The organism is Runella sp. SP2, assembly GCF_003711225.1.
Taxonomy (GTDB): Bacteria; Bacteroidota; Bacteroidia; order Cytophagales; family Spirosomataceae; genus Runella.
In genome coordinates this window covers 3647435-3656563 of sequence record NZ_CP031030.1, presented here as the reverse complement: position 1 = coordinate 3656563, position 9129 = coordinate 3647435, and the positions used below count along the sequence as shown (strand labels likewise).

Genomic DNA, 9129 nt, shown 5'->3' with positions numbered 1-9129 from the left:
TGGGGGCTTTTGGCTTATTTGGTGTATATTCGCCCGTTATTTTGAAAGAAAATATGCTAAAGACAATTGTTAAAATAAGTGATGTAACCAACCTCTCCGATGCCCGTTATTGTGCAGGAATGGGGGTGGAAATGTTGGGTTTTTCGGTGGATGAAACCTCGGAGAGTTTTGTTGACCTTAAAAAATTTCAAGAAATACGCTCTTGGATTTCGGGGGTGCAAATTGTGGCCGAAACCACTTCGACCGATGCCGAAGTGATTTTAGAAAAGATAATGAGCTATCAACCCGATGCCGTTCAGGTGAGTGAAGCAAGCGTGTTGCCGTGGCTTAAAGCCGAGACAATCAAACCCATTATTTTACGAGTAGAAGCCGATCAAGACGTGGACACGGTGGTTGAAATCATGGAAAACAACTTGCAGTATGCGTCTTACTTCTTGCTAGAATCTGCCTCTGAAAGTGCGCTGGACGGCGATTGGCCTGAGTTTTTGGGGACGATTGCGAGCCGTTTTCCCATTTTAATTGGGTTTGGAATTACGCCCGAAAATGCGTCTTCCTTGTCTGAAACGACGCCAATAACGGGCGTTGCTTTACGAGGAAGCGAAGAAATTCGTCCAGGATTTAAAGATTTTGGGGAGTTGATGGATGTACTGGAGGCATTGGAAGACGAATAGCCTTAGGTTGTCCGTTTTTTACACTACTTTGTTAGCGGCGTCATTCTAGTTTTGTGTCAACAAACCACTACTAGAATGACGCCTGTTTTTTCTCGCCGATTTACGCTGCGTTCCTTGTTTGTCGCAGGTTTATTTCCACGATTTAGTGCTACTTCCGATACGTCAACCCAAGCAGTTTTGGTTCGGAAAGGCGAAGGTGAACGCCTTAAAATAGGGGGTTCTACCTTCGACTTTAAACTAAACAAAAACCAAACTGGAGGCAAATTGGCGTTTGCCGAAGCAGTTATTTCGGTAGGAGCGTTAGGAGCTCCGCCCCATCTTCACCGCACGTTTGACGAAATATGCTATGTCTTGGAGGGTACGGTACAGGTGTGGGTTGAGGGAGAAGTAGTTACACTCCATTTGGGAGATTTACATTTGAGACCCAAAGGAAAAATGCACACCTTTTGGAATGCAGGAACAATCCCTGCCAAGTGCCTTGAAATCAGTATGCCAGGGGGGCACGAAGACTACCTGCGCGATTTGAGTCAGGTGCTGGCCAAAGGAACTCGCCCTCAACCCGAAGATTTTGCGGCTTTGGCACAAAAACACGATATTGTGTATTTCTGGGACAAACTTCCCGAAATCATCAAAAAGTACCAAGTTCAGTTGTAATCTAGCCGTATCAAATATGTTTTTACGTGTTTATTCACCATGTTTAGCCTTGCGCTCTTTTGTGAGAGAATACACGGTTATGCACGTAGAAATTGAGCGCGAAAAAGGAATCATTACCAAACCGTTTCCTGCTAGCCCAGACCAGTGTTTGTACTTTTATGCCCGTGACCCCGTCATTAGTCGGAAGGGTGGAGAAACATCTTTATTAACAAATGCGCCAAGCATTATTGTTGGGCCGCAAGTGACGCGGGTGAACCTGGAACTACATCCTAATCACCTCACGGTGGCAGTGGTGTTTCGGCCAGGTGGGTTGCACGCACTTTTGGGGCAGTTTCCAATGACGGAGCTGTTTGACTGTTCGATAGATAGTTCGTTGATTTGGCCAACCGAAATACGAGAGCTTAATGAGCAGTTGGCGGCTACCTCAAATTATGATTTGATGGTGGCTTTGGTCGAAGGATTTTTAGTGCGCCAATACGCTCGACAATCATTATCTCAACTGCCTTTTGACAAAATTATTCACACAATGGTACAGTCACCGCAGGTATATTCGATTGACAAATTGGCTGATATGGCGTGTTTAAGCGGACGGCAATTCCGTCGGAAGTTTTACGAGAAAATGGGGCTAAGTCCCAAAACATTTGCTCGAATTGTTCGATTTAGCAAGGCGTTTCGACTAAAAGAAAAAAATCCAAAACTAGACTGGCTGGATGTAGTCACCATCACAGGTTATCACGATTTTAGGCATTTGGTGCGCGATTTTAAGGATTTTGCCGACGCAACCCCAGCATTGCTGTCGGAAGAAGAAAGTCGTCATCAATTGAAAATCTATACGACGTTGGATTAAAATAAAAAATGCCACCCTGAACAGATAGTCATCGGTGGCATTTTACTTGTGAGTGGGCTGTTAATTGAGGTGGGTATATAATAGCTCTTTCGGAGTTCTTACTTTCTTGAGTTTTGCTAACCAATCGTTGTCTTCATCACGGTAGCCAAGTGCTACGATGGCCGTACTTTTCAACCCCTTTTCGGCCAATCCCAACAACTCATCTAATTGAGCGGCGTTATAGCCTTCCATCGGAGTGGCATCCACTTCTTGGTCGGCAGCAGCTACGAGGCTAATGCCCAGCGCAATGGCAGATTGTTTGGCCGTGTGGGCAAAGTTCTGCTCGGGTGTGTTGGCAAGTACCATGCCCAACAAGCGCTTGCGGTACTCGTCGGTGGCGCTGTCAGGAAGACCTCTTTCGGCATTGGAACGTTTAAAAACGGCATTGATACGCTCTTCTGTGTAGTTATCCCACGCCGCAAAAATCAATAAATGCGAAGCGTCGGTAATTTGAGATTGACCAAACGCGATGGGCTTAATTTTCTCTTTTAATTCTTCATTCGTTACGACAATAATTTCATAAGGCTGCAATCCTGACGAAGAAGGTGACAAGCGGATGGCTTCCAAAATGTAGTCTATTTTGTCTTGTGGCACTTGCTTGCCCGACATTTTTTTGGTGGCATAACGCCACTGTAAGCTTTCAATTAAATCCATGATTTTATATGTTGATACATTTAATGTCTGTACGTAATATACAAGTGTACGTTAGATTTTGTTCCAAATGCGCCATTAAAAACGCATTAAAGGGATTTTTGCAGAAGTAATCTATTGATTAACAGTAGTTTTTGGCGCAAAAAAAAACGGACAATAGTTTCCTATTGCCCGTTTGAAATCGACTGGGAGGTAGTTTACTGTAAAATCACATCAAGAAGGGGCGTAAAATTAGTACCCAAAGCATTGGCATTAATTCCTGGTCCCGAATTTTGCCACGAAAATACCCGACCATCTTTCATCGTTGCCACAAAGCGAACCCGAAGGCGGTCGTTGGCGCGTAAATTAGCGGCGGTTACGCCCGTTTTTGAAAGCAGTTCCGACACCGAAAGTTGTTCTTTGCCATTGAGGCTCGTCAGGGTTTTGACCATCACGCCGTGCGGTGCGGCCGTAGAAGCTGTTGGTGTTACTACCGTACCACGTACGTGACTTACGTAGGCATCTACTTTTGAAATCTCGTCGGCGTTGGCACTTTGGGTCGTAAATGCCATGTTGGCCGAGGCTACATTGGCAAGCGGCACGTTAATAATGTTGATATTGGCCGCCGTTACAGCCGCAGGAAGCGGGTCGGGCCAAGCCACAAAACTAGCCCCGTGCGCAATATCAGGAAACGGGCTTTTGGTCTCACAGCCAGCCAGTGCCAGCACGAAAAAACCGAGGAGGGAGAGAAAATATGTTGTCTTTTTCATAAAAATGTTCTGTTTGTTTTTAGTAGTCCATAGTTGATAGTCCACAGTCGATAGTCCATAGTCCATAGTGAAGGTTTTTGAAATATAATCTATCGACCATCGACTATCGACTAAATCACTTCTGCCAAAAGACTTTTGCGGTTGCAATCACGCGTTGGGCAGGAGCATTGGGGTTCAATTGAAGCTCGCCAGGAACTGGGTAAGGCATCGACTGAGGATAACCACGGTTGAGGTTGGTAAAGGCAATGTTGTCCGTGTTAGGGTCATAAATTTTTGGAAAACCCGTACGGCGAATGTCATTGTACGACTCAAGCCCAAAACCAAAGTTGGCAATCCATTTTTCGGTCATAATTAATTCCAGTTTGCCATTGTCATTGGCGGCATCGAATTTTACCAAAACAGCATCCACGTATTCTTTGATGACGGCAGCCGAAAGGGCAGGGGCACCTCCGCGAGCAGCCGCAGCGTTGACCTCAGTAAAAGCGGCGTTCATTGCATCCGTAAATAATTGTTTTGCGTTGCCCGTTCCGACGCCCGTTTGTGCTAATTCAGCCCTGGTAAACAAGTAGGAATGATACGGTAAAATGCGTTGTGGGCCATCACCACGGGCCGAAGCCCCACTTACGCCCGCTGCCGTTACGCCATTGCCATCGTCGTACCGACCACCGCAGTAATACAACCCAACGATGGTGTTAGACGAAGATTGGTCAAAGCCTTGGTTAGGGCCTTGCGACGAAAAGTAAATCGACACAAAGTTGCCATTGCGGTACTCAACGGGGTTTTGGGCCGTGGGACGAGCCGCCGAAAGTTGGTTGAAATAATAGTACGGAATGCGCGGGTCACGAATGCCATCCAATACGGTATTGAGGGTGCTCGTTCCAAGTAAAATTTCGTGAAAATACGGACTGATGTAATTGTCGCGGCCCGAAGTGGTGATGTTGTAATCTTCACGGAAAATCGGGTTACGGTTATCGGGGGCACTTGATGTACCGTAGTTGAGTGAAAAACTTCCCGCCGACGTCATCAAATCGCCTTCTGCAATCAAGGCATTCACCTGTGTACTCACATTTTGAACCAAACGGATTTGATTATAAAGTTTGAGTTTCAGGGTTTTGGCAAATTGCCGCCAGCGCGTTAGGTTTCCGCCATAAATCAAATCATCGGTTTTAGGGCTGAGCGCCGATGTTTTGGCGAGGTTGGCAATTCCTTCATCAATCATTGCAAAAAGCTGAGGATAAACGTCTTGCCCTTTGTCAAACTTAGGAAAAGGAACTTTGGCCGAAGTACTGGCTTCGGTAAAAGGAATTTCACCCCATACGTCCACCATGTAGCTGAAAGCCATTGCTTTTGTGATTTGGGCAACGCCCGTGTAGGCAAATTGCTGGCTTGCATTGGCTTGCTCAATGAGCACATTTAAGTTTTGTACGGCACGGTACATGTTGGCCCACGCTTGGGTCACGGGAAAATCCTGCCCCGTGATGGCGTATTGGTCGTTATTGCTACGCTGGGTTACTTGGTGTACAAAAACCCCCGCAGGATTGGCCAAGCCCGTTGGTCCAGCCCCGAGTGAGTTGACAATGTCGAGTTGGGCATTGGTAAGAAGTTGACTCGAATTGACCGACGAGGGGTTATTAGGGTCATTGTTGATGTCGAGGTTACACGCATTGAGGAGTAATAGGAACGCAATGAGCGTAATATGGGTGACACTTTTTAAGATTCTATTCATGGTATTTTTAGTTTTGTTGTTAGAAAGTAACACTTAGGTTGACCCCATAACGGCGAACAGAAGGAGCGGCAAATAGGTCGATTCCTTGCGTGTTGCTGTTTCCGAAGGTGTTTACTTCAGGGTCGAAGTTGGAGTGTTTGGGGAAGTTAGGGGCAAAAAACCAAAGGTTGCGACCGCTCAACGTGATGTTGGCCGAACCAAAAGGTGTTTTTGCCAACAAACCTTTCGGCAGCGAATATCCCAGGGTAATCTCGCGCAAACGAACAACCGTGGCGTCCCAAACCGAAAATTCGTTAGGGGCATTGACGGCCAACGAACCACCCGCCGATTGGAACCAAAGGTTGTTTTCCATCACCTGAATGTTGTTAGGAATGGGTTTTCCATCGCCGTCTAACAACGGCTTGAGCGTATTGGCATCGCCAAGAACCCCCGCTACTACTTTAGGTATTTCACGATTTTCGGTGTCTTGCGTTACCCCACGTCCTAACAAGAATTGGTTAGTCCACGAATACAAATCACCGCCGTGACGATAGTCAATCACGCCGCTAAGGGTGAAGCCTTTGAAACGGAAAGTGTTGCTAACTGCCAAGGTAAATTTAGGGTTAGGGTTACCAATGATTTTTTGTTTGGTATCAGGAATGGTCAGACCTGTGTTGGGATTAATGAGGGCGTTGCCGTTCTCGTCGCGGGCTACGGCTGTACCGCGCAATACCCCAAACCACTCGCCAGGGCGCACCACAGGAATGGGCTGATTGGTGTAAATATTACGTAACGTTACTTCTTCAACACCCTCCGCTAAAGTCTCGACGATGTTGCGGTTTTGGGTATAGGCCGTGAAAATATCCCACTTAAATCCATTGGCTAGTTGAATGGGCACCAAAGTAAGTCCTGCTTCAATACCTGAGTTACGAATAGAACCAAAGTTGGTGACAAAAGAAGTATAACCCGATGATTGCGGCAACGAACGGCGGGCGATGATGTCGGTACTCAAACGGTTATAATAGGTCAAGTCCAACGACGCGCGTCCACCAAAAAACTCAAGATTCGTTCCTACTTCTACCTCTTTGGTAAACTCAGGTTTTAAGTTCGGGTCGAAAGCCGAAGCTGCTACCGAAGCACCCGATTGGCCGTTGAACGGATAGTCGTTGTAACGGGTTGAGCCTACCAAGCCAGAGCTTTCACCCAAGTTGATACGGAAGGTATTAAGCACTTGGTAAGGGTCGGCGTCACGCCCTACTTTGGCATAACTTACCCGAAGTTTGGCGTTGCTCAACACATTCGACTTGATACCCAAGGCTTCGGTCAAAATAAAGGAAGCACTTCCCGAATAATAGAAATAACTGCGGTTGTTGGCGGGTAAGGTCGATGACTTGTCATTACGCCCCGTGAGTGTAAGGTACAGGTAGTTTTTGTAACCTAGCGTTAAATCCGCAAAAGTTGCGTACAAACGGCGCTTGCTCATGCCCGTGTTTCCTGTGTTGGGCGTAACGGTGCTGACGTTGGTAATCAGGTCGATTCCCCGCGTGACAATCCCAAGACCATTGACACTCGTTTGGTCAAATTTCCGTTCGTTGTAGTTGGCGCCAATCACCGCTCGAAGGTCAATGTCGGGCGTCAAATCGTGCTTGAAATTTAAGAGTAAGTTATGGTCTTGTTCTCCAAAAGAAATGGCATCAAACTGCATACTTCCAATGCCTTGCGCACCCGAAAGTGACCCTGCCGAAATGCGCTGAAAGCGGTTGTCGTTGTACGTATTATAGCCGCCTTTATAGCTGATATTCATCCAGTTGGTGATGTCGTACAAAAGACTCCCGTTCATCGAAATACGGTTGACCTTGCTGGTATAAATGCTGTTGTTGATTGACCAAAAAGGGTTATCCGCTTGCCCAAATGGGAAGAAGAATACACCGTTCCCAAACGGGTCTTCGTAAGGAAGCTTATCAAGTGGCCAGTTACGAGGCTGTTGGAACATCCGCGCGAGTGGCGACGTCCCATCACCCCCAAAGAGCGGGCTATCCTGAACGGTATTGGTATAGGCCAAGTTGGCACCTACGACGATGCCATTTTCAAGGGTGGTATTTCCGCCAATGCTGATGTTGGTACGTTCAAAGGCCGAGCCAGGGAAAAAGCTTTTTTGGTCGGTGCGCGAAATCACCGAGGTAATGCTTGCTTTTGGCCCTCCGCCCGTGATGCTGATGGAGTTTTCATAGACATTACCCGTACGGAAGAAGTTTTTGACGTTGTCGGGATAGGCTTGATAGGCTACGTTGCCGTTGGGACGAAGGCCGTACTGAGCCGCAATCGCGGGATAGTTGGCCGCGTAGGTGTTGTAACCCACCCAAATAGGAATTGAGTCAACGGGAGCAGTGGTGTTGGTCCAACCACCTGCTGCGTTGTAAATTCGCCCCAAACCAAAAGCAGGGCCCCACGTTCCGTTAGCATTGGCATATACTTGCTGCGAACCTGCCCCATATTTGTTTTGGAAGTCGGGGTAGCTGGCGATTTTTTCGGCCGAAAAAGAAGAATTGTACGTAATTTCTAAGCCTTTTTTAGAAAGTTTGTTGGTGCCCGATTTGGTCGTAATCACAATCACCCCGTTAGCAGCCCGAGTTCCGTACAAAGCGGCGGCGGCAGCTCCTTTTAGTACCGTCATAGAGGCAATGTTGTTGGGGTCAAGGTCGGCAATACGGCTTGAAAAAGCCGCTCCGTTGTCGCGGAAGTTGCCACTTTCGTTGAGGTCGTTGTTGTAAGGAATTCCGTCCACCACAAAAAGCGGTTGGTTCGAGCCAAAGAACGAGTTAGCGCCGCGAATGGTAATGCGCGACGAACTACCCGCAGTTCCCCCTGAACCATTGATGTTCACCCCAGGGATTTTTCCTTGCATAGCTTTCAGCACATCGGGCTCCGATTTCTGAACCAGTTTATCGGCCGAAAGGCGCTCGACGGAATACCCCAAGGTTTTGTTGCTACGTTCGATTCCGACGGCCGTTACGACCACTTCGCCGAGCTGTTTGACATCGTCCGAAAGCGATACGTTGATGGTTGTTTGGCTCCCTACCACTACTTCTTTGTTGGCATAACCAATAAAGCTAAAAACGAGGGTAGCACCGTTAGGAACTTGAATTTGGTAGGCCCCTTCGGCATTGGTAGAGCTACCAGTATTTGAGCCTTTTAAAAGGACATTGACCCCAGGCAGTGGACTGCCGTCTGCACTAGCAGTAACTTTTCCCGTTACGGTGCGGTTTTGGGCGTGGACGAACCCGACACTTAGCAGCATACCAAGCATCAGAAACAATAGATTTTTTTTCATAGATGAACTGGATAATTTGGTTTTTACATCTGTTGCGGCAACTCGAAACAATTGCCACAACAAAGTTCCCCAATTCATGTATGCCAGAAATCACCCGTTTTTAGTGGTTTATTTTCGCTAATGTTATCCGAATGTGAAGTTTGTTTATGTGCTCAATGGGCATCTTTTCTGCGTATTTTTTCAAAAAATGGCTTTCTTTTCCGTAGCCCCTTTCCCCAAAAAACCGTATTTCATTTGGATACCTCCCTCATTTTTAGCTACCCCCATAGTTAGCTACCCCAAAAAAACTTAAATAAAGCCTAACAGAGCTTTTAACGACGCTTTGAGGGGCATTTGCTAGTTTTGTGCCATGAAAACGCCGAAAAAAATGGCGCATATCGGGTGATTTGGGCGATTGGTTTTTTGCAGAACTTTGACCCGAGATTTCAAAATAGACATTCATTTTAAAATTCTCATACGATTTAGTTTAGGTTAAGAACGAT

Annotated in this window: 7 protein-coding genes; 3 read left to right on the top strand and 4 right to left on the bottom strand. The window is 46.8% G+C overall.

Annotated elements, in window-relative coordinates; all coding sequences use genetic code 11:
* Positions 1-53: 53 nt before the first annotated feature.
* The 3 genes from DTQ70_RS14755 (at position 54) to DTQ70_RS14745 (ending at position 2172) form a co-directional block, all read left to right on the top strand.
* Positions 54-671, top strand: coding sequence for an N-(5'-phosphoribosyl)anthranilate isomerase (locus DTQ70_RS14755; RefSeq protein WP_122934416.1), 618 nt, complete (start codon positions 54-56; stop codon positions 669-671).
* Between the two features lie 75 nt (positions 672-746).
* Positions 747-1325, top strand: coding sequence for a cupin domain-containing protein (locus tag DTQ70_RS14750; RefSeq protein WP_122931516.1), 579 nt, complete (start codon positions 747-749; stop codon positions 1323-1325).
* Between the two features lie 61 nt (positions 1326-1386).
* On the top strand, positions 1387-2172 hold the full coding sequence (locus DTQ70_RS14745) for a helix-turn-helix domain-containing protein (RefSeq protein ID WP_164490039.1): 786 nt from the start codon (positions 1387-1389) through the stop codon (positions 2170-2172).
* A 60-nt stretch (positions 2173-2232) separates the two neighbouring features.
* On the opposite strand, the gene DTQ70_RS14740 is transcribed toward DTQ70_RS14745, so the two are convergent.
* From DTQ70_RS14740 to DTQ70_RS14725, 4 genes are all read right to left on the bottom strand, one after another.
* Complete coding sequence (locus tag DTQ70_RS14740) at positions 2233-2865, bottom strand: nitroreductase family protein (protein WP_122931514.1); 633 nt, start codon at positions 2863-2865, stop codon at positions 2233-2235.
* A 194-nt stretch (positions 2866-3059) separates the two neighbouring features.
* The gene (locus DTQ70_RS14735; RefSeq protein ID WP_122931513.1) at positions 3060-3611 is read right to left on the bottom strand and encodes a hypothetical protein; all 552 of its coding nucleotides are present in this window, start codon (positions 3609-3611) and stop codon (positions 3060-3062) included.
* A gap of 115 nt (positions 3612-3726) precedes the next feature.
* Positions 3727-5337: a SusD/RagB family nutrient-binding outer membrane lipoprotein gene (locus DTQ70_RS14730; RefSeq protein ID WP_122931512.1), complete on the bottom strand. Its 1611-nt coding sequence runs from the start codon at positions 5335-5337 to the stop codon at positions 3727-3729.
* A gap of 19 nt (positions 5338-5356) precedes the next feature.
* Positions 5357-8647 (bottom strand): SusC/RagA family TonB-linked outer membrane protein, encoded by a 3291-nt coding sequence (locus DTQ70_RS14725; protein WP_122934415.1) that lies wholly within the window; start codon positions 8645-8647, stop codon positions 5357-5359.
* Positions 8648-9129 lie beyond the last annotated feature (482 nt).